The organism is Halorientalis sp. LT38 (assembly GCF_037031225.1).
In the GTDB taxonomy this organism is placed as follows: domain Archaea; phylum Halobacteriota; class Halobacteria; order Halobacteriales; family Haloarculaceae; genus Halorientalis; species Halorientalis halophila.
This window is the reverse complement of record NZ_JAYEZN010000001.1, coordinates 1,554,238-1,572,244: the sequence shown is the minus strand read 5'-3', so window position 1 is coordinate 1,572,244 and position 18,007 is coordinate 1,554,238. Positions and strand designations below refer to the sequence as shown.

Annotated in this window: 16 protein-coding genes and 1 pseudogene; 12 read left to right on the top strand and 5 right to left on the bottom strand. The window is 68.8% G+C overall.

Features of this window, described 5'->3' with window-relative positions; genetic code table 11:
• Positions 1–44: 44 nt before the first annotated feature.
• Together U5918_RS08040 and U5918_RS08035 are read left to right on the top strand one after the other, a co-directional pair.
• Positions 45–1,262: an MFS transporter gene (locus tag U5918_RS08040; protein ID WP_336000748.1), complete on the top strand. Its 1,218-nt coding sequence runs from the start codon at positions 45–47 to the stop codon at positions 1,260–1,262.
• A 25-nt stretch (positions 1,263–1,287) separates the two neighbouring features.
• Positions 1,288–2,043, top strand: coding sequence for an SDR family NAD(P)-dependent oxidoreductase (locus tag U5918_RS08035; RefSeq protein WP_336000746.1), 756 nt, complete (start codon positions 1,288–1,290; stop codon positions 2,041–2,043).
• Between the two features lies 1 nt (position 2,044).
• Here U5918_RS08035 and U5918_RS08030 read toward each other — a convergent pair whose 3' ends face one another.
• Both U5918_RS08030 and U5918_RS08025 read right to left on the bottom strand, forming a co-directional pair.
• Positions 2,045–3,793 (bottom strand): AMP-binding protein, encoded by a 1,749-nt coding sequence (locus U5918_RS08030; RefSeq protein WP_336000745.1) that lies wholly within the window; start codon positions 3,791–3,793, stop codon positions 2,045–2,047.
• On the bottom strand, positions 3,790–4,446 hold the full coding sequence (locus tag U5918_RS08025; RefSeq protein WP_336000743.1) for an enoyl-CoA hydratase/isomerase family protein: 657 nt from the start codon (positions 4,444–4,446) through the stop codon (positions 3,790–3,792). The genes U5918_RS08030 and U5918_RS08025 overlap by 4 nt, the downstream gene beginning before the upstream one ends.
• A 121-nt stretch (positions 4,447–4,567) precedes the next feature.
• Between U5918_RS08025 and U5918_RS08020 the strand changes: the two are divergent.
• From U5918_RS08020 to U5918_RS08000, 5 genes and pseudogenes are all read left to right on the top strand, one after another.
• A pseudogene (locus tag U5918_RS08020) lies at positions 4,568–5,737 on the top strand (3-hydroxyacyl-CoA dehydrogenase); the annotation flags it as partial.
• 63 nt (positions 5,738–5,800) lie between these two features.
• The gene (locus tag U5918_RS08015; protein WP_336000741.1) at positions 5,801–6,577 is read left to right on the top strand and encodes an SDR family NAD(P)-dependent oxidoreductase; all 777 of its coding nucleotides are present in this window, start codon (positions 5,801–5,803) and stop codon (positions 6,575–6,577) included.
• 72 nt (positions 6,578–6,649) lie between these two features.
• Positions 6,650–7,867, top strand: coding sequence for a CaiB/BaiF CoA transferase family protein (locus U5918_RS08010; protein ID WP_336000740.1), 1,218 nt, complete (start codon positions 6,650–6,652; stop codon positions 7,865–7,867).
• Positions 7,868–7,945: 78 nt separating this feature from the next.
• On the top strand, positions 7,946–9,133 hold the full coding sequence (locus tag U5918_RS08005; protein ID WP_336000738.1) for a CaiB/BaiF CoA transferase family protein: 1,188 nt from the start codon (positions 7,946–7,948) through the stop codon (positions 9,131–9,133).
• A 74-nt stretch (positions 9,134–9,207) separates the two neighbouring features.
• A complete protein-coding gene (locus U5918_RS08000) occupies positions 9,208–9,936 on the top strand; it encodes a cyclase family protein (RefSeq protein WP_336000737.1) in 729 nt (242 codons plus the stop codon).
• Between the two features lie 24 nt (positions 9,937–9,960).
• Here U5918_RS08000 and U5918_RS07995 read toward each other — a convergent pair whose 3' ends face one another.
• Positions 9,961–11,967: a TRAP transporter permease gene (locus tag U5918_RS07995; RefSeq protein WP_336000736.1), complete on the bottom strand. Its 2,007-nt coding sequence runs from the start codon at positions 11,965–11,967 to the stop codon at positions 9,961–9,963.
• 151 nt (positions 11,968–12,118) lie between these two features.
• Here U5918_RS07995 and U5918_RS07990 point away from each other — a divergent pair, with 151 nt between their 5' ends.
• Genes U5918_RS07990 through U5918_RS07980 form a run of 3 tightly spaced genes read left to right on the top strand, consistent with a single transcriptional unit; the run spans position 12,119 to position 14,504 of the window.
• Complete coding sequence (locus U5918_RS07990) at positions 12,119–13,162, top strand: TAXI family TRAP transporter solute-binding subunit (protein ID WP_336000735.1); 1,044 nt, start codon at positions 12,119–12,121, stop codon at positions 13,160–13,162.
• A gap of 4 nt (positions 13,163–13,166) precedes the next feature.
• Complete coding sequence (locus U5918_RS07985; protein ID WP_336000733.1) at positions 13,167–14,150, top strand: cyclase family protein; 984 nt, start codon at positions 13,167–13,169, stop codon at positions 14,148–14,150.
• A 60-nt stretch (positions 14,151–14,210) separates the two neighbouring features.
• Positions 14,211–14,504: a hypothetical protein gene (locus U5918_RS07980; RefSeq protein ID WP_336000731.1), complete on the top strand. Its 294-nt coding sequence runs from the start codon at positions 14,211–14,213 to the stop codon at positions 14,502–14,504.
• A gap of 78 nt (positions 14,505–14,582) precedes the next feature.
• On the opposite strand, the gene U5918_RS07975 is transcribed toward U5918_RS07980, so the two are convergent.
• On the bottom strand, positions 14,583–15,605 hold the full coding sequence (locus U5918_RS07975) for an FAS1-like dehydratase domain-containing protein (protein ID WP_336000730.1): 1,023 nt from the start codon (positions 15,603–15,605) through the stop codon (positions 14,583–14,585).
• Positions 15,606–15,675: 70 nt separating this feature from the next.
• On the bottom strand, positions 15,676–15,966 hold the full coding sequence (locus tag U5918_RS07970; RefSeq protein WP_336000729.1) for a winged helix-turn-helix domain-containing protein: 291 nt from the start codon (positions 15,964–15,966) through the stop codon (positions 15,676–15,678).
• A gap of 102 nt (positions 15,967–16,068) precedes the next feature.
• Here U5918_RS07970 and U5918_RS07965 point away from each other — a divergent pair, with 102 nt between their 5' ends.
• Positions 16,069–16,926 (top strand): 3-hydroxyacyl-CoA dehydrogenase family protein, encoded by an 858-nt coding sequence (locus U5918_RS07965; RefSeq protein ID WP_336000727.1) that lies wholly within the window; start codon positions 16,069–16,071, stop codon positions 16,924–16,926.
• Complete coding sequence (locus U5918_RS07960; RefSeq protein WP_336000726.1) at positions 16,923–17,729, top strand: enoyl-CoA hydratase/isomerase family protein; 807 nt, start codon at positions 16,923–16,925, stop codon at positions 17,727–17,729. Before U5918_RS07965 ends, U5918_RS07960 begins: the two co-directional genes overlap by 4 nt.
• Positions 17,730–18,007: the final 278 nt, after the last annotated feature.

The following is an 18,007-nucleotide window of genomic DNA, read 5'->3' as shown; positions in this document are numbered from 1 at the left end:
CACGAAGGGAAGATTCAAGCCGCAGGGTGGGGGATACGGGTACTGTGTTCCCAGGCCTGTCCCGGGTCGAGCAGCACGTCCGCAAGTCGCCGCTGGTCGACGACCGCCTCGGCGTCCTCGTGGCCGTCGGGTTCGGCTGGTTCCTCCTGCTCGGCGTCAGGCTGGTCGTCCCGACGCTGTTCCCGAGCATCCGCGCCGAGTTCGCCTTCTCGAACACCGTCGCCGGGTCGGTCTACACGATCCTCCTGAGCGTCGCGGCGCTGTTGCAGTTACCCGGCGGGATCGTCGCCGACCGCGTCGGCGGCCGTTCCGTCCTCACCTTCGGGGCCGCCGCCGGACTGGTCGGCGTGACGCTGCTCGCGATCGCCCCTGCGGTCCCCGTCTTCGTCCTCGGGATCGTCCTGTTCGGGATCGGAACGGGGATGTACGGGACGCCTCGCGTGACCGTCCTCTCGGCCGTCTACCCGGACCGGGACGGGACGGCCATCGGGATCTGCTCGGCGGCGGGCAACGTCGGGACGACGATCCTGCCGGTGATCGCCGGTGCGCTCGCCGCCACGGTCGCCTGGCAGTTCGGCTTCGCCTTCGCGATCCCCCTCTTCGCGATCGGCACGCTGCTCCTGTGGCTGTTCGTCCCCACCGAAGCCGGCCGGAGCGAGGCCGGCGCCTCCGTCCGGGAGGACGCGCGGGCCGTCCTCGCCGGCCTCGTGACCCGGGAGGTCGGGCTCGCGACCGTGATCATGCTGGTGATGTTCTTCACCTACCAGGGCGTGACGGCCTTCCTCCCGACCTACCTCGTGGCGATGAAGGGCCTGTCCGAACAGGCCGCCGCGACGCTGTTCGGGGCCTTCTTCGCCGGCGGGGTCGTCGCGCAGGTCGTCGGCGGCAACCTCGGCGACCGGTTCGGCCAGCGTCGGACCATGGCCCTCCTGCTCGCGGCCAGCGCGGCGACGTTGTTCGCCCTCCCGTTCGTTCCCAGCACGTTCCTCCTGGTCCCGGCCGTCGTCGCCGTGAGCGTCCAGCTCGGGTTCTGGCCCATCGTCTTCTCCTACACCATCGCCGCGCTGCCCGACGAGGGGCAGGCAAGCGGACTGGGCCTGCTCCGGACGGGCTACCTGCTGCTCGGCTCGCTCGGCTCTACCTTCGTCGGCGCCCTCGCCGACGCCGACCTGTTCGACGAGGCCTTCTTCCTCCTGGCCGGCCTCGCGCTGGTCGCGACGCTGTGCTGTCTCGTCCTGCCCGTGCCGGCCGGGAAAGATTAGTAGGACCGGCCACCGATACCCTCGTATGTCAGTCGCTGTCGTGACCGGTTCCTCCCGGGGGATCGGCCGTGCCATCGCCCGCCAGTACGCCGCGGACGGCTGTGACGTCGTCCTGAACTACAACACCAGCCGGGAGGCCGCCGCGGCCGCGGCCGACGAGATCCGCGAGACGACGGACGCTTCGGTCGTCACGCACCAGGCAAACGTCGGCGACCCGGTGGCGGCGGCCGACCTGGTCGATCGGGCCGTCGCGGAGTTCGGCCGTCTCGACCACGTCGTCAACAACGCCGCGATCAACGAGCACGTCTTCACGCCCCAGCTCTCCCCCGACGCCTTCTCCCGGGTCCTCGACGTCAACGTCACCGGCGCGTTCACCGTCAGCAAGACCGCCCTTCCCCACCTCCGGGAGGCCGCGGACGACACCGAAGCCGCCGAGGCCGGTCCCTCCATCGTCAACATCTCCTCGCGACTGGCCTTCGACGGGGCCGCCTACGAGTGTCACTACGCCGCCTCCAAGGCGGCCGTCGTCGGACTCACGCGGAGCCACGCCCAGGAGTTCGCGCCCGATATCCGCGTCAACGCCGTCGCGCCCGGCTACGTCGAGACGGACATGACCGACGCGACGAACGACGAGGCGGACAAGCGCGAGCGCCGTGAGCAGATCCCGGTCGGACGGCTCGGCCAGCCCGAAGACGTGGCCGAGGCGGCGGCGTACCTCCGTGACGCCGGCTACGTGACGGGCGAGACGGTCCAGGTCAACGGCGGCCAGCTGATGCGGTGAACTAGCGGTACTCCTCTGGCAGTTCGTCACGGTAGGCCGCGCGGTCGACCTTCCCCACGTCCGTCCGCGGGAACGACTCCCGCCGCACCACGTCGACCGGCCGCTTGTACTCCGCCAGGGTCTCCCCCGCGAAATCGAGCAGCGCGGCTTCGAGCGCGTCGTCGTCCGGCGCGTCCCCGCACGGGACGACGTGTGCTTCGAGGACCGTGCCACGGGACTCGTGGGGGCGGCCGACGACCACCACGTCGTCGACGGCCGCGTGGTCCGCGAGCGTCACCTCGACCTCCCGCGGGGAGACGGTGTGGCCGGATACCTTCAGGGTGTCCTTCCGGCGACCGAGGAAGTACAGCGCCCCGCTCTCGGTCAGTCGCCCCACGTCGCCGGTGTGGAGGAAGCCGTCGGGCTCCAGCACGTCCGCGGTCGCCTCGGGCCTATCGAGGTACCCCTCCATCGTCGAAGGGGAGCGGAGGACGATCTCGCCCTGCTCGCCGGCGGGGAGGGTCGCGCCGCTCTCGAAGTCCCTGATCTCGACCTCGACGCAGTAGCAGGGCTGGCCGACGAACCCCGGCTCGATCCGGTCGTCGCCGTAGGTGTGCGTGTCGGTCGTGTGGGTCTCGGTCAGGCCGTAGCCCGACTCCTGGAGCCGCGCGCCGGTGACCTCGCGCCAGGCGTCGCTGATCTCGCGGGTGAGGTTCGTCCCGAAGCTCGAACAGTTGGTAAAGGCCCGGCGGGCCGACAGCGACCGGAGGTCGTACCGGTCGAGGTCGGGGCGGTCGAGCATCGCTTCGACCGCCGGCACCGCAAGCCACGTCGAGGTCACGTCGTGCTCGTCGACGGCCGCGAGCACGGCTTCCGGTCCATAGCGCGCGAGCAGAACGGTGTGACAGCCGGTCGCCGCCAGCGCGTCGCAGTAGCGCTGCTTGCCCGCGACGTGGAACAGCGGCATCACTCCCAGTAACGTGTCCGCGGCGTCGTAGCGGCGGACCTGCGCGGTCGTCCGCGCCTTGAACAGGACGTTCCAGTGGGTGTGGACGCAGCCCTTCGGGAGCCCCGTGGTCCCGCCGGTGTACTGGAGCAGCGCGCGGTCGGTCACCGACGGCTCCTCGGGCGACGCGTCAGCGTCGTCGCCCGCCGCCAGGAGGTCCGCGAAGGCCGTCTCCTCGGGGCCGCCGCCACCCTCGCCCGGTCCGTCCGCGAACGCGTCTACCACCGACGGCTCCTCGGCCACGTCGGGGTGGACCGGCACGGGCGACGACTCGCCCGTGTACTCCCCGTAGGCCGTGAGCAGCACTCGCTCGACGTCCGTGTCCGCGAGTCCCGGACGGGCGGTGGCGAGCAGCCCGCTGTGGGCCACGAGCACGGCGGCCCCGCTGTCGTCGAGCTGGCGGCGGACGGCGGGCGTCTCGAACTGGGGATTGAGCGGCGTCACCGCGAGGCCCGCGCGGTGTGCGCCGTGGTAGGCGACGAGGAACTGCGGCGAGTTCTGGAGGAAGAGCGCGCAGACGTCGCCGGGGCCGTGCCCCCGCCGGGTCAGTCCGGCGGCGAACGCGTCGACCGCGTCGTCGAACTCGCGCCAGGAGAGCGTCCGACCGTAGAAGGTGACCGCCGGCGCGTCCGGCCGGTCCCGGGCGTGTTCGCGGACGTACTCGTGGAGCGGCCGTCGGCCGTGGGGGAAGGAGAGCGTGCGCGACAGGCCCTCGGGCCAGCTCTCGCGTTCGACCGCGAAGTCCCCCGACGGCACGTCGCTCATCGGGCGTCACCTAGCAGGCCGACGAGTTCCGCGACCGTCTCGTCGTCGTGTTCGGCGACGGTCTCCAGCAGGTCGCGGGCGCGGGCCTCGACCTCGGTCTCGGGGACCACGTCGTTTGCGAGGCCGACCTCGCGGGCGCGTTCGGGCTCGATCGCCTCGCCGGTGAGCAGGAGTTCGGCGGCGACGCGCTGGCCGACGATACCGGGGAGCAACTCGGCCGACCGCTCCGAGGCGATCCCGTAGGCGACCTCCGGGACGGCGAAGGTCGTCTCGCGGCCGAGCACGAGGAACTCACAGGACAGCGAGAGGACCGCGCCAGCGCCGACGAGCGCGCCGCGGCCGGCGACCGCGACGGGCGCGGGATAGGTCGCGATCTGCCGGTAGAGCTCCTGCAGTGTGGCGTCGAGGTCGGCGTGTTCCTCCGCGTAGTCGCCGGATACGATCTCGGTGTCCATCCCGGCGCAGGTCACGTCGCCCTCGCCCGTGAGCAAGACGCCGCGGCCGGGGTCCTCGGCGAGCGTCTCGAAGACCCGCGAGAGGCCCTCGATCGTCTCCGGGAGCAGGGCGTTCAGTTTCTCCGGGCGGCTCAATTCGACGGTGACCACGTCTGGTCCCGCCGCGACCGAAACGTACTCCGTGCCGGCAGTTACCATGGCTTGTTCTCACGCGGATCCGCCATACGTTTACTGGTGGCGGGGGCGGCAGTCGGTCGCGATTCCGCGGGGACGTGCCGCCCGCGATGGCGTTAAGGACACAGCACGGGAACCGAGAGTCATGGCAACGGACGACATCGACCGCGTCGCGGTGCTGGGCGCGGGCAACATGGGACACGGGCTGACGGAAGTGGCGGCCCTCGCCGGGTTCGACGTGACGATGCGGGACGTCGAACGCGATCTGGTCGAGGACGGCTACGAGTCGATCGAGTGGTCGCTCGAGAAACTCGCCGAGTCCGATCGGCTGGACGAGTCGGTCGACGCGGTGATGAACCGGATCGAGACCACCACCGATCTCGCGGACGCGGTGGGCGACGCCGACGCCGTCATCGAGGCCGTCCCCGAGGACATGGACATCAAACGCGAGGTGTTCGCCGACGTCGACGAACACGCGGCCGACGGGGCGCTGCTGGCGTCGAACACCTCCTCGCTGTCGGTCACCGAGATCGCGAGCGCGACCGAGCGGCCGGAGGACGTCGTCGGCATGCACTTCTTCAACCCGCCGGTGAAGATGGACCTGGTCGAGGTGATCCACGGCGACCACACGAGCGAGGAGACGGCCGAGGCCGCCTACGCCTTCGCCGAGGACCTCGGGAAGACGCCGATCCACGTCCGCAAGGACGTCCACCGGTTCGTCGTCAACAACGTCCTCGGGCCGTTCATCGACGAACCGCACTGGATGGTCTCGAAGGGCGAGGCCACGATCCGGGAGGCCGACGCCGCGCTCGTCCACCGCGCGGGCTACCCGATGGGGCCCTTCGAGTTGCTCGACATGACCGGGATCGAGGTCTCCTACCACGTCCGCCAGTCCGGCGACGTCCCGGTGTCGCCGCTGATGGAGGAGAAGGTCGAGGCCGACGAACTCGGCCGGAAGACCGGGACCGGGTACTACGAGTACGACCACGGCGACGGCCCGGACTACGAGGAAGGGGACGGCACGGACTTCGACGTCTTCCGCGTCGAGGCGACCATCATCAACGAGGCCGCCCGCCTGATCGGCCAGGACGTCGCCACCGCGGAGGCCGTCGACACCGGGATGACTCTCGGCACCGGCTGGCCGCAGGGGCCCTGCGAACGCGGGGACGAGATCGGCCTCGACGCCGTCCTGGAGATGCTCCGGACCCTCCACGACGAGTACGGCGCGGACCGGTACGAGCCCGCCCCGTATCTGGTCGAACTCGTCGAGGCCGGGAAGACCGGACGGGACGCCGGCGCGGGCTTTCACGAGTACTGAGCGACCTGTCGAGTCGGCCGCCGGGCGTAGTTTGAAGCCCCTCGGTTCCGAGGAGACGGTATGCTCGACGGACAGACGGCTCTCGTCACCGGTGCGAGTCAGGGAATCGGCCGCTCGATCGCGCTCGTCCTCGCCGATCACGGCGCGGACGTGGCACTCGGCGCGCGCAGCAGCGACGGCATCCAGGAAACGGCCGACATGATCGGCGACGACGCCGCGACGCTCCCGATCGAACTCGACGTGACCGAAGAGGACTCTGTCGAGAACGCCGTCGAGGCCACCGTCGACGAGTTCGGCGGCCTCGACGTGCTCGTCAACAACGCCGGCATCGGCGGGCCAACGGCGCCGATCGAGGAGGTCACGCTCGAGGAGTGGGACCGAACGCAGGACGTGAATATCCGGGGCGCTTTCCTCATGTGCAAGTACGCCGCGCCGCACCTCCGCGAGAGCGATCGGGGCAGCGTCGTCAACATCTCCTCGATCGCGGGCAAGGACCCCTATCCGACGCGGACGCCCTACTCGGCGTCGAAGGCGGCCATGATCGGCTTCGGGCGGAGCCTGGCCTACGAACTCGGCGAGGACGACGTGACGGTGAACACGATCTGCCCCGGCGCGGTCGAAGGCGACCGTATCGAGCGGATGATCGAGCGCCAGGCCGAGGAACGGGGCATCTCCTTCGCGGAGGCGATGGAAGAGCGCGTCACCGACCGCCTGCCGCTCGACAGCATCGTCGCCCCCGAGGACGTGGGCGAACTGGTCGCGTACCTCGCGAGCGAACACGCTCGCAACCTCACCGCCCAGGACATCAACCTCGACTCCGGGGCGCGCCAGGACTGAGCGTCCTGCCACCGGGCGTAACTTTCCTGCCACCGGGAATACCCTTATGCGACGGCGGGTGCAGTGTGGGGTATGCCGCTCTCAGACGTGCGCGTGATCGACTGTGGACAGGCCATCGCGGGGCCGCTGTGTGCGACGTACCTGGCGGACCTCGGGGCGGACGTGATCAAGATCGAGCGCCCGGGCGGGGACGTCTACCGCACCGACCGCCGCGAGAAGGACGGCGAACAGTTCAACCCGGGCTTCGAGCAGTTCAACCGCAGCAAGCGGTCGCTCTGTCTCGACATGAAAGCGCCCGGCGGGATGGCGACGCTGTACGACCTGGTCGCCGAGTCCGACGTGTTCGTCCAGAACTGGCCGCCCGGCGTCGCCGAGCGCCTCGAGGTCGACTACGAGACCCTCCGGGAGATCAACGAGGACCTGATCTACGTCCACGTCACCGGCTACGGCGAGACCGGTCCGATGGCCACCAAACCCGCGATGGACACCATCGTCCAGCACGTCTCCGGACTCTCGAGCCTGATGGGCTACGACGACGGGAAGCCGCCCATCCGCTCGCAGTCCTCCGTCGCCGACTACTACGCAGGCTGTCACGCCGCGATCAGCGCGCTCGCGGCGCTGCGCCACCGGGACGCCAACGACGCCGCCGGGCAGAAGGTCGAGATCTCGCTCCTGGAGTCGCTGATGCACAACATGGACGCGGCCTTCGAGTACTACCACAACTGCGGCGAGATCCCGAAACGCGGCGGGCGGAACGCCTTCTTCGACTCCGACATGCTCTACGGCGCCGCCGAAGCCGCCGACGGCTGGGTCTGCGTCGCCCTCCTCCTCTACTCCGATCCGATGTGGGAGTCCGTCTGCGAACTCATCGGCCGCGAGGACCTCCTGGAAGAGGAGAAATACCAGACGGACGCGGGCCGGATGGACGACGCCGCCGAACTCACGGCGATCTTCGAGGAGTGGCTCGCCGAGCAGCCGGCAGACGAGGCCGTCGAGGCGCTCACCGACGCTGGCATCCCGGCGGCCCACCACCGGACGATCGACGAGGCCGCGAACCTCGACCAGGTGAAGGAACGCGAGGTCTTCCGCGAGGTCTCGCACCCGCGACTCGAACAGCTGACGCTGACCGACACGCCGCTGTCGCTGTCGGAGACGCCGCCGCAGGACCCCCGCCACGCCCCCGTCCTGGGCGAGCACAACCGCGAGGTCCTCGCCGAGCTGGGCTACGACGAGGGCGAGATCGACGCGCTCGCGGCCGACGGCGCCATCGCCGCCCGCGAAGGCTGGTAGCGAGGGCGAGCGCGATCGGCGACACCTCCATGTGCGGCGGGGGGTAGAATTTTAGTCTCCCGGCCGGTGGTGGAGGGTATGCGACCGTTCGAGGACGTCGACGTCCTAGACCTCACGCAGTCGATCGCGGGACCAGTCGCCACCCAGTTCCTCGGCACGATGGGTGCGAACGTCGTCAAAGTAGAACCGCCGGAAGGCGATGCCTTTCGCGGGCTGCTCGACGGCGCCATGTTCGCCTCGGTCAACCTCTCCCAGAAGCGCAGCGTCTGTCTGGACCTGAAGACGGAGGAGGGCCAGCAGGCGGCGCAGGATCTGGCGGCCGAGGCCGACGTGGTCATCGAGAGTTTCCGGCCGGGCGTGCTGGAGCAGTTCGACCTGGACTACGACGCAGTCGCCGAAGACAACGAGGACGTGGTCTACCTCTCGCTGACCGGCTTCGGCCAGGAGGGGCCCTACAGCGACTGGCCCGCCTACGACCCCGTGATCCAGGCGATGAGCGGCCTGATGTCGACCATCGGCTACCAGGACCGCCCGCCGGTCCGGATCGGCGCGAGCGTCATCGACTGGGGCACCGGCACGACGGCGGCCTTCCTCGTCGCGTCGGCGCTCGCGGAGCGGGAACTCACCGGCGAGGGCGACCTGATCGACGTGAACCTCTTCGAGGTGGCCGTCGCCTGGATGGGGTACTGGATCGCCCACTACACCGGCACCGGCGAGGTGGCCGAGCGCCAGGGGCAGGGCTTCGCCGGCCTCGCGCCCAACGAGGTGTTCCACGCGGCCGAGGACGAACCGTTCTACATCTGCGTCGTCAACGACGACCTCTACGAGCGGCTCTGTACGGCACTCGACCGACCGGACCTCTTGGAGGACGACCGCTACGAGTCCAACGCGAAGCGCTGGGACAACAAGGACGAACTGATCGCGGATCTGCAGGCCGAGTTCGCCGAGTACGAACGGGACGACCTCTGTGAACTCCTCGCGGAGGCGGGCGTCCCCGCGGGCCCCGTCCGGACCGTCGACGAACTCGTCGAGGACGACCCCCACGTCGCCGCCCGGGAGATCCTGACCGACTCCCACAACGTCCGCCGGGACACGCCGGTCAAGACGGCCGCGGCGCCGTTCCGCACCTCCGAGGGCCGTCCCGACCTGGACGACCGGCCGCCGGAGAAGGGCGAGCACACCCGCGCCGTCCTCGAGGAACTTGGCTACGACGAGGCGGCGATCTCGCGGATGCTCGCCGCCGCCGACCTCGACGGCGACGTCTGAGCCGGTCGCTCGCGGACCGACCATCGGGGGCCGCTTGGGCAAACCTTATTGAACGATTCGTCGAACCTCGTGGCATGCCCGAACTGATAGATCTGACTGCGCGGATCCACGAGGACATGGCGAACCACCCGGCCCACGGGAAGAGTCCGGTCTTCCTCACGGGGACGCGAATGAACCACGAGGAGACCGAGGACACCTGGCGGGGCAAGGGCGTCGAGGACATGTCCGTCATGAACGGGTTCGTCCTGTTCGCCGAACACAACGGCACCCACGTCGACGCGCCGATCCACATCCACCCCGATGGAGAAGGGATCGACGAGGTCCCCCTGGAGGAGTGTTACGGTCCCGCGGTGTGGCTCGACCTCTCCGACGCCGGCCCGCGCGAGGGCATCGGCCCCGCGTCGCTCGAGGCCGCCGCCGAGGACGCGGACGTCGAGGTCCGCCCGGGTGACATCGTCTTGCTCCACACCGACTGGGACCGCCACCTCCCCGACGACCGGGACGCGTACCTCGAGGACCACCCCGGTCTGTCGGAGGCGGGCGCCCAGTGGCTCCACGACCGCGACGTGAGCCTCGTCGGGATCGACTGCGGGAACGTCGACGTGTCCGGTGCGACCGCGCTGCCGGCTCACCAGGTGTTCCTCCGGCGGGACGTCCCGGAGAAACACACGCTCGTCGCGGAGAACCTCCGCGGGATCGACCGGATTCCCGACCACCGCTTCACGTTCAGCGCGACGCCGTTGCCCATCGAGGGCGCGACGGCCAGTCCGGTGCGGGCGGTGGCGATCTGCGACGAGAACTGAGAGAAAAACTCGTTTTGTCGGCGTTCAGCGCGTGACGAACTCGGGCAGCGGCGAGTCACCGGTCCGCAGGGCGAGCAGGATAAGCCAGGCGCCCCCGACGCCGGCGAGCGCGAGTTTGGCGCTGTACATCGGGACGAAGAAGATCGCCCCGGCGGCCGCGAAGTAGATCACGCGCTGCCAGATCGGGACGTCGTTCCGCAGGTCGTAGCCGACCAGTGCGATCCCGAGGAGCAACATTCCGATGCTGATCGCGGCGAAGGTCGTGAACGTCTTCGCGCCCTCCCAGTAGATGAGCTCCTGGTTGAGCGCGAAGGTGAAGGGGATGACGAAGGCGAAGAGTCCGAGCCGCATCGTCTCTTTGGCCACGTCCCAGAACTTCGCCTCGGCGATACCGGCCCCGACGGCACAGGAGAGCGCGACCGGCGGCGTGATCGTCGACAGCAGGGCGAAGTAGAACACGAACATGTGGGCCGTGATGGGCTGGATGCCCAGCCGGACCAGGCCGGGGGCGGTCAGGATGGCGACGACGACGTAGGCGGCCGGCGTCGGCATCCCCATCCCGAAGAGGATGCTGGCCAGCATCGCCAGCAACAGGACGAGGATGAACACGCCGCCGGCGAGCGAGATCATCTGCAGCGAGAAGCGCTGCGTGAAGCCCGTCTGGGTGATGACGCTGATGACGATGCCCAGCGAGGCGAGGACGGCCGTCAGCGGGGCCATGTTCTCGGCCCCGATCTTGCAGCCCTCGACGGTCCGGCGGCCCCACGCCTTCACGGTCGTCATGTTGCCGCCGTCGAGCACGACGTCACGGATGACGCCGCCCAGGATCACCGAGAGGATCGCGTACATCCCGGCGGACATCGGGTCGTAGCGGAGGACGACCAGCGTGTAGATGAGCACCGTGAGCGGCCCGGTGTAGGGCAGCGTGTCGACCAGCGTCCGCAGGATCGAGGACTTCTCGTCGTACTCGTCCTCTTTCAGGGCAGACGAACCGCTCGTCCAGCCGTTCTTGATCGCGGCGATGTGGACGACGAAGGCGACGGTGATGTAGAACAACAGGGCGGGGAGGATCGCCGACTGGAGGATGCTGAAGAAGGAGACGCCGAGGATGTCGGCCATGAGGAAGGCCGCGGAGCCCATCACCGGCGGGAGGATCTGGCCGCCCGTGCTGGCGATGGACTCGATCGAGGCCGCGTACTTCCCCTCGACGCCCTCCTCGCGCATAAGCGGGATCGTAAATGAGCCCGTGGTGGCGACGTTGGCGGCGGAACTACCGGTGATCGAACCCATCAGCATGCTGGAGACGACCGCCACCTGGACGACGCCCGAGCGGAGTCGACTCCCGACCGACTGCCCGACGCGCGTCACGTAATCCAGTCCGCCGTACCCTTCGATGATCCCGGCGAAGAGGATGAACACGGCCACCCAGGTCGAACCGACCCCGAGGATGAACCCGTAGACGCCGCCGATGGCGACCGAGTTCATGTACACCAGGCGTTCGAGGCTGAACCCGCCGTGGAAGAGGATCCCGGGGAACAGCGGCCCCGCCCAGCCGTAGAACAGGGCGCCGATGACGACCATCCCCAGGAGCCGCCCGTAGGCCCGCCAGGTCGCGTGGATGGTGATCAGCATGATGAGTCCGCCGATCACGATGTCCGTGTTCGTGTAGACGAGCTGCTGGCGCGCCTCGTTCAGCCAGCGCCAGAAGTTGAGGTGGACGTACATCGTCGCGCCCGCGACTGCGGCCACGAGGGCGACCGAGATGCCGTTGTGCAGGTGATCGCGCCATCCGTCGGGATCGAAGTCCAGCGTCGAGAGGTAAAAGACGACGAGCAGGAGGCCGAGGTGGATGTTGGCGTGCTGTTGGCGCGGTATCGCTCCCTGGAAGGCGTAGTAGAGATGCCAGCCGACCGTGATCAGTCCCAGTGCGTACAACAGGAGTCTGACCACCCGTTCGGGCGTCACGTCCTCGCGCCTCCGGGGAACGATCTCCGGAAGTGCGTCAGTAGCTGCTTCGCGCCGGGTTGACATATGGTCTACAACGGAAACCAACGATCAAAAAGTTTCCCCTGGTGGCACGTGAAACTGACGTTGGCCACGGGGGAGAGACGGGCTATCGGCGCCGATTTGGAATTTGACACGTTCGATGGCTAACTGGTATCGGCGGTAGATATTAGTACGGATGGCGATATGTGTGGTTATGGCACCACGTATGAACCGACGCAAAGCGCTCGGTACGATCGGCTCTATCGGTACGGTGGCCCTGGCGGGCTGTACAGGGCCTCTCGGCGGCGGGGGCGGCGGCAGGACCTCGCTGACGATGATGACTTCGACGGAGGACACGGCGGCCTACCAGATGTCCCAGGGGCTGGCGGCAGTCGTCAACGAGAACAGCGACAACGTCCAGATCTCGGCCCGGCCGGGCGACGGCGCGAAACAGAGCATGCGCCTGCTCGACCAGGAGGAGGCCGACATCGCGTACACGGACACGCTCAACGCGACCCGGATCGCCAACGACGAGGGCGATTACTCCGAGAACTCCTTCTCGAGCAACATCAACCAGGTGTTCCACTACTACGACATCCTGGGCGGGCTCGCGACCCAGGGCGACTCTGACATCGAGACGGTCAACGACCTGGCCGGCGCGGCCATCTCGCCCAACCCCGTCGGGACGGCGATGCGCGACGTGATGCTGGCCCACCTCTCCCATTCCGAGGTCAGCGAGGACGACATGGACCTGCTGGCGCTGGGCTACGGCGAGGAGGCGTCGGCGCTCTCGGAAGGCCGCGCCGACGTGGTCTCCGACATCCGAATCAACGCGAGTCTCACGCCCAGCTACGTCCAGGAGCAGTACAGCATCAACGAGGACGCCCGGCTCGTCCACTGGCCGGACTCGGTCACGTCCGCCATCGAGGAGGATCCCAACATCACCGGGGCCCACTACCCGGCCGAGGACATCGAGGGGCCCGACTACGGCGACCGGACCGAGGAGTGGTGGACCGAGACTGTCTACGTGACCTTCGTCCGGGAGTCGATGGACGAGGAGGTCCTCAGCGAGGTCCTCAACATCATGTGGGACAACGTCGACAGCCTCACCGAGTACCACTCGATGGCGGGCGCGTGGTCGGACGCCTCGTTCCTGGCGAGCAAACTGCACCCGAACATCCCGCTCCACCCGAGCGCAGAGAGCTTCTTCGAGGAAATCGGCGCGAACACGGGACAGTAACTGGATGGGACCGCCTCGAATCGAATCGATCCTCGCGAACGCCCCCGACAACTGGGGCCGGTGGGGCGACGACGACGAACTCGGCGCCGTCAACATGCTCGACGCCGGCCGCGTCCTCCGCGGCGTTCGAACCGTCGAGTCCGGCGAGACCTTCACGCTCGGCACCCCGATCAACGCCCCCGACGGTGATCCGGTCTGGCCGACGCGAACCGGCGTCGACCACCGGATGATCCGGGACAAGAGCCACATCGACGCGGGCGAGGCCGACCGCGAGCCCTTCGCCGGCATGGAGTCGTCGGACGACGCCGTCGACATGTTCACCCACGGCACCACCCACCACGACGCCCTGGGTCACAGCTGGTACGACGACGAGCTCTACAACGGCTTCGACGCCGACACGACGGTGGGCGGCCTCGATCGCTGCGGGGCCGAACACCTCGGCGAGCACGGCATCGTCGGCCGGGGCGTCCTGCTGGACGTCGCGCGCCACCGCGGCGTCGACCGGCTCGACCGCGGCGACGTGATCACGCCCGCGGAACTCGACGCCTGTGCCGACGAACAGGGCGTCGAACTGGAAGCCGGGGACATCCTGCTCGTCCGGACCGGCGCCCTGTCGCTGTTCTACGAGGAGGGGCCCGAGGCCTTCTACGAGGCGTACTCGCCACCGGACGATCCGGACACGCTCGACGAACCCGGGCCGACCTACACCGACGAGACGGCCGAGTGGTTCGCCGACCACGACGTGGCCGTCTACGGGACGGACACGCTCACGGCCGAACAGACCCACTCGCGGGAGACGGGGACGCTCATCCCCCTGCACCCGGCGCTGCTGCGCGACCTGGGCGTCGTGATCACGGAACTGCTGCGCCTCGAGGACCTCGCGGCGGCCTGTGCCGAGGACGGACGCTACGAGTTCTTCTTCGTCAGCGGCCCGGTCGGCATCGTCGGGGCGACCGGCGCGCCCGCGAACCCGGTCGCGATCCGCTGAGTCGGGTTGCCGCCCGCGAAAGGATCTTTTCCCGTTGCTCGGAAGTTCCAGACGGTACGCATGGCCTCACACTGTCATAGCCCGGCCGCCGGAAGCGACAGCGACCCGCCCGAGCGGTTGCGCGACCTGACTCCCAGCGCGAAACTCACCTACCTGGTGGTCGAACGAGCGGCCCCGGACGCGCTCACCGTCGCGCAACTCCGCGACCGGACCCGCCTGGCCGAGCGAACGCTGCGGCGAGCGATCGCCGCGCTCGAGGCGGCCGACCTGATCACTCGCCAGTGGGCGCTCCCGGACGAAGACGGCCTCTATCGCGAGATCGCGCTGGCCGAACCCGTCGCCGGCCAGCCGTAAACAGCAGCAAAAGCGCCATCCGTCGCGCGTCGCCTCGGTTCGCAGGAATCGTCTCCTCAGTTCGCGGGAAGCGTCTCCTCACTCGGCCGGGACGGTCGCTTCGGCCTGCCCGGTGAGGAGGACCGTCCCGTCCCGGGTGGTCGCCTCCACGGTGGCGTGGACGGTCGCACCCTCGTCAGTGGGCGAAACCTCGTCGATCTCGCCCGTGACGACGACGCTCTCGCCGGGGAACAGCTGGGACCGGAACCGCGTCGAAAACTGCGTGACGTTTTCGAGCCCGAACCAGTCCGCGACCGCGCGCGCCGCGTAGCCCGCCGTGAGCATCCCCTGTGCGAAGACCGAATCGTGGCCCGCCTCCCGGACGAAGGGTTCGTCGTAGTGGATGGGCGTGAAGTCGCCGCTGGCGCCCGCGTACTTCACGAAGTCCTTCCGTTCGAGGTCCTCGACGACCACCGGCGGGGCGGGGTCGCCGACGGCCACGTCCGCCGCCGTCGGGCGGGGCTCGCCCCGATCGCCCGCCTGGATTCCGTCGCCGTTCGGGATGGGGGCCTCCCCGTCCGCGTCGGCTTCCGCGTCGGCGCACGTGGTCTCCTCGCCGTCTCCGTCCTCGCCGTCGTCGATGGCGCCGCCGGTCTCGATCACCGTCGACTGCGCGGTGACGACCGGCTCGTCGTCCGCGTCGCGGAAGACGGTCTCGAGGATCGCGAAGGTCATCGTCCCGCCGCGCTGCCCGTCGCGCTCGAAGGCGTCGAGGACCGTCGTGTCGCCGGTCAGGACGTCACCGACCACCAGCGGGCGCTCGTACTCGTAGGCCTGCTCGCCGTGTACGGTGTACTGTTCGTCGAAGCCGAGGTCGAACCCCTGGATCCCGGAGATCCCCTCGGGTCGGTAGCGCGGGAAGTACGAGGTCCGGGTGAAGGTCAGCGGCGCGGGGACGGCGTCGAACCCCTGCTCGGTCGCGGCCGCCGGGTCGTGGTGGATCGGGTTGTCGTCCCGGAGGGCGGTGGCGAACTCCGCGACTTTGCCGGCCTCGACTTCGAGGCCCTCCACTGTGCGCCGGGTCTCGCCGACGAGGCCGTCGAGATGAGAGAAGTCGGCCATCGTCAGCGTGGCCCCGCGGTCGGTCCTGCGTCTCCGCGACGGTGTGGCGCGTGCGTGTTCCGGGCCACTGTCAGTCGAGTCGCTCGCCGGACTGGGGCGCGTCCGTCGTCAACAGGTACTTGCAGGTCTGTGGGTCCGAGAGGAGATACTGGGACTCGATGACGCCGATCTCGTCGAGACGTGTGAGAGCGTATCGGACGGTCCGCTCGGCGAACTGCGTCTCCTCGGCGAGCTGGCTCGTCGTCATTCCATCCGTGTGCTGGAGCGACTGCAGAACGAGTTTCGCGCTCGGGGGGAGGTCCGCGAGGTCGTCCGCCGACAGGTCGCACTGGCGTTGCTCCTCAGCAGTATGCGTACTCATGCCAAGCAGATGTTAGCGGCCGCCCGTCAAATAGGTTGCCCCATCGGCAGCCGCGATACCGCCGGGGAAAGCTCTATTGCCCGGCCGGCAGCCACTCTCTGTATGGCAGAACAAGCAATCGGCGTCATCGGAGCCGGGACCATGGGCAGCGGGATCGCCCAGCTGGCGGCCCAGAACGGCTACGACGTGATCATCCGTGACATCGAACAGGACCTCGTCGACGAGGGCCTGAACCGCATTCGCGAGGACCTGGCCGAGGCCGAGGACCGGGACATCATCGACGACGCGGAGGCCACCTTCGCGCACGTCTCGGGGACGACCGACATCGAGACGGTGACCGACGAGCCGACGTTCGTCATCGAGGCCGTCCCGGAGAAGGCCGACCTGAAAAAGAGCGTGTTCGAGGAACTCGACGAGCACGCGGGCCCCGACACGGTGCTGGGGTCGAACACCTCGTCGCTGCCCGTCACCGAGATCGCGAGCGCGACGGAGTCGCCCGAACGCGTCATCGGGACCCACTTCTTCAACCCGCCGGTGAAGATGGAGCTGCTCGAACTCATCACCGGCCACCACACCGACGACGAGACCGTCGCACGCGCCGAGGAACTGGCGGAGGGCCTGGGCCGGACGAGCATCCTCGTCGACGACTTCCCGGGCTTCGCCACCTCCCGGCTGGGCGTCATCCTCGGGATGGAGGCCGCCCGGATGGTCGAGCAGGGCGTCGCCTCCGCCGAGGACATCGACACGGGGATGAAACTCGGGTACAACTTCCCGATGGGCCCGCTGGAACTCGGCGACTACAACGGCTGGGACGTCCGGATGGAGATCGGCGAGGCGCTCGCCGACGAACTCGGCCGCGACGCGTTCAAGCCCCCGACGATCGTCCGGCAGATGGTGCGTGCCGGCGACCTGGGTGTTAAGACCGGGCAGGGCTTCTACAACTGGGAGGACGACGAATGACTACGTACCCACCCGCAGACCCTGAGACGCTCGAGACGATCGACGTGTCCGTCGCGGACCGCGTCGCGACCGTCACCATCGACCGCCGCGAGAAGCGCAACTCCCTGACCCAGCAGGTCAAGGAGGACCTCCGTGCCGCGCTCGGCCACGTCCGGGAGGACACCGACGCCCGCGCCGTGATCCTGACCGGCGCCGGCGAGAAGTCCTTCGTCTCCGGCGCCAACATCGACGACTTCGAGGGCCGCTCGGTCCACGAGCAGCGCGAGGTCCTCTCGATCCCCGCCATCTACGAGGACGTCGAGCGGTTCCCGCTCCCCGTCATCGCCGCCATCAACGGGTTCGCCCTCGGTGGCGGCTGCGAGATGGCGATGGCCTGCGACGTCCGGGTCGCCGCCGAGAGCGCGAAGTTCGGCCAGCCCGAGATCAACCTCGGCATCATCCCCGGTGGCGGCGGCACCCAGCGCCTCCGCCGCCTCGTCGGCGAGGGCATGACGATGGACCTGGTGCTCACCGGCCGCGTCATCGACGCCGCCGAGGCCGACGAGATCGGCCTGGCCGACCACGTCGTCCCCGACGACGACCTCTACGAGAAGGCCGAAGAACTGGCCGGCCAGATGGCCGAGAAGAGCCCCATCGCGCTCCAGTACGCCAAGGAGGCCGTGCTGGCATCGAGTCGCGAGGGCCTCGACGAGGGCCGCCGGACCGAGGTCGACCTGATCGCCGCGCTGTTCGACACCGAAGACCAGAGCGAGGGCGTCAGCGCCTTCCTCGAGAACCGCGACCCCGAGTTCACCGGACAGTAACCGCCGGATTCCGTTTTTCACCTTCTTCCACCCGGAGCCGACCCCAGAGCGACCCGCATCTCACACGGTCTTTTGTGATGCTCCTGGCAAACCTTGCCAGACCAAAACAGCCCTGCCATCAAATAACGGACTAAGTGTGTTATTTCAGTCGCGCGCTCGCGGCGGCCCTTTGGTTTGCGAAAATCGCCGGCGAGTTTCTACGGATATGTCACGCCAGATCGGGTTCGCCCGGTGACAGATCGGTGGGGTGACGACTGGGGGACGGTCGAGCGGGGTCG

Excerpts from the sequence above, each read along its gene's own strand:
- U5918_RS08025 (WP_336000743.1), bottom strand. The coding sequence starts at position 4,446 with ATGGTAACTGCCGGCACGGAGTACGTTTCGGTCGCGGCGGGACCAGAC.
- U5918_RS07965 (WP_336000727.1), top strand. The coding sequence starts at position 16,069 with ATGGCAGAACAAGCAATCGGCGTCATCGGAGCCGGGACCATGGGCAGC.
- U5918_RS08000 (WP_336000737.1), top strand. The coding sequence starts at position 9,208 with ATGCCCGAACTGATAGATCTGACTGCGCGGATCCACGAGGACATGGCG.
- U5918_RS07990 (WP_336000735.1), top strand. The coding sequence starts at position 12,119 with ATGGCGATATGTGTGGTTATGGCACCACGTATGAACCGACGCAAAGCG.
- U5918_RS07995 (WP_336000736.1), bottom strand. The coding sequence starts at position 11,967 with ATGTCAACCCGGCGCGAAGCAGCTACTGACGCACTTCCGGAGATCGTT.
- U5918_RS07985 (WP_336000733.1), top strand. The coding sequence starts at position 13,167 with ATGGGACCGCCTCGAATCGAATCGATCCTCGCGAACGCCCCCGACAAC.
- U5918_RS08010 (WP_336000740.1), top strand. The coding sequence starts at position 6,650 with ATGCCGCTCTCAGACGTGCGCGTGATCGACTGTGGACAGGCCATCGCG.
- U5918_RS07975 (WP_336000730.1), bottom strand. The coding sequence starts at position 15,605 with ATGGCCGACTTCTCTCATCTCGACGGCCTCGTCGGCGAGACCCGGCGC.
- U5918_RS07980 (WP_336000731.1), top strand. The coding sequence starts at position 14,211 with ATGGCCTCACACTGTCATAGCCCGGCCGCCGGAAGCGACAGCGACCCG.
- U5918_RS07960 (WP_336000726.1), top strand. The coding sequence starts at position 16,923 with ATGACTACGTACCCACCCGCAGACCCTGAGACGCTCGAGACGATCGAC.
- U5918_RS08005 (WP_336000738.1), top strand. The coding sequence starts at position 7,946 with ATGCGACCGTTCGAGGACGTCGACGTCCTAGACCTCACGCAGTCGATC.
- U5918_RS08035 (WP_336000746.1), top strand. The coding sequence starts at position 1,288 with ATGTCAGTCGCTGTCGTGACCGGTTCCTCCCGGGGGATCGGCCGTGCC.
- U5918_RS08015 (WP_336000741.1), top strand. The coding sequence starts at position 5,801 with ATGCTCGACGGACAGACGGCTCTCGTCACCGGTGCGAGTCAGGGAATC.
- U5918_RS07970 (WP_336000729.1), bottom strand. The coding sequence starts at position 15,966 with ATGAGTACGCATACTGCTGAGGAGCAACGCCAGTGCGACCTGTCGGCG.
- U5918_RS08030 (WP_336000745.1), bottom strand. The coding sequence starts at position 3,793 with ATGAGCGACGTGCCGTCGGGGGACTTCGCGGTCGAACGCGAGAGCTGG.